The following is a 1,782-nucleotide window of genomic DNA, read 5'->3' as shown; positions in this document are numbered from 1 at the left end:
ATCTAGCCAGTAGTAATCAAAGCAGTCACCACCTAGCTGCTGAGACGGAATAAAACGAGCATCAATACTAATGCTGCCAGTTGTTATTGGAGGTGGCAGCAAAGAGCGTATGTACTCAGCCGCCTCGTGAAACTCATTCTCCAAAATCTGCTTTTGGGACTGTAAATCGCTGGTTAGTTTTTCCAGAGACTGGTTCTTAAACTGGAGATCTTTGGTGAGTTGATGGATCCGAAGACCGGCTCTAACACGGGCATTTAGCTCGCTAGTTTCGATCGGTTTCGATAGAAAATCGTCAGCCCCTGTATCTAGACCAGTGACTAGGTTCTCGGTACCACTGCGTGCTGTGAGCAGGATAAAGTAGGTTGTTGACAGCAGTGGGCTTGCTTTCACTTGACGACAGACTTCCAGTCCATCAACCTGGGGCATCATCCAGTCACAAATAATGATCGCCGGGCAGTGTTGTAGTGCTTGCTCAATCCCCTCTTTGCCACCGCTTGCCTCTAAAACCTGATAACCCTGCTTAGAAAGAACTCTCCGCAACAGTGCCCTAGTTGCTATATCATCATCAATTATCAAGACTTGGAACATAGTTCAGAGGCACCAGATAACGTCAGTTAACCCAATATCAAACCTGCAGCTAAGCACATTGGCTGCTTAAGCACATTAGATAAGCATAGCGGGTTTTCTGCATTGGTATAGTGTTGAAAGACTAGGTATGTGTCTAAGTCAGATAACTATAGCAATACAAAATCTAGCTAGGGGGTTGGTAGTGAGGACTTAAGTCCTCACTAAGAGTTATGCCTGCGAGCTAGGATGTAGATACCCAAGTTTACATTCGCTAATGGGTTCAATAAATTATTCGGATATTAGCTGATCAACAGGTTAAATCAACCATGATCCGAAGCCTTTAACCTGATGGTGGACTGAAATCTCTGTGTTGACAGCATTTTGCATAGAGCGTACGAATCACGGGCTATCACATCTTGACAGTCCTATAAGCATAAGTAGAGTAAACCTCTCCATCTGATTACAAATCCCGTTCATCCAGCCCAGGATTCGGAATTGCAAATGTAAATTTTTCCCGTAGTATCAAAAATGAAGTTTGACCAGCAGTAAATTTAGCCTGAATTCAGGTCATGAGTTTATTAGCTGGCGAACATTATAAAATGCCGTATCCATTAACGAGAGGATTCATTCATGGCGACTTTCAAAGTTACTCTCATTAACGAAGCTGAAGGTCTGAACACAACGATCGAAGTACCCGAAGACCAATACATCCTAGATGCTGCCGAAGAAGCAGGTCTGGATTTGCCCTATTCTTGTCGTGCAGGTGCTTGCTCTACCTGCGCTGGTAAGCTAATCTCAGGTACAGTTGATCAGTCTGACCAATCATTCTTGGATGATGACCAGATAGAAGCTGGATATGTACTCACCTGTGTTGCATATGCCACTTCTGACTGCACCATTCAAACCCATCAAGAAGAGCAGTTATACTAGTCAGATCTTCTTGATTTAGTCTTTTTCGCTAGCACTAGATTGCATTGTCATCCAGGGAGTTGCAGGTACTAGACCTTTCGCTCTCTGGATTTGTTGTTTAGCCATTCTGGCAATATAGTCAAACTTGCCTAGCTTTGGAACCTATGTTCCTGGGTGACTGGAACTACTTTAATCACCAAAGGCTTGGTAACGGGGTTAGAAATTCTAACTTGGGTGTTGAGACACAATGCTGTAGGGAGCACCAATCTTCGGTATGATTTATGAGTAAGCTGTAAATCAGCATTG

Annotated in this window: 2 protein-coding genes; one reads left to right on the top strand and one right to left on the bottom strand. The window is 43.7% G+C overall.

Annotated elements, in window-relative coordinates; genetic code table 11:
- Positions 1-588, bottom strand: a 588-nt coding sequence (locus NZ772_18425) for a response regulator (GenBank protein ID MCS6815532.1), incomplete at its 3' end; no start/stop codon positions are given.
- Between the two features lie 609 nt (positions 589-1,197).
- On the opposite strand from NZ772_18425, the gene NZ772_18420 reads away from it, so the two are divergent.
- Entirely contained in the window at positions 1,198-1,497 is a 300-nt protein-coding gene (locus NZ772_18420) for a 2Fe-2S iron-sulfur cluster-binding protein (GenBank protein ID MCS6815531.1), read from the top strand.
- Positions 1,498-1,782: the final 285 nt, after the last annotated feature.

The organism is Cyanobacteriota bacterium (assembly GCA_025054735.1).
Classification (GTDB): domain Bacteria; phylum Cyanobacteriota; class Cyanobacteriia; order SKYG9; family SKYG9; genus SKYG9.
Note: the sequence above shows the minus strand (reverse complement) of the source record. Positions and strands in the feature narration are given on the sequence as shown.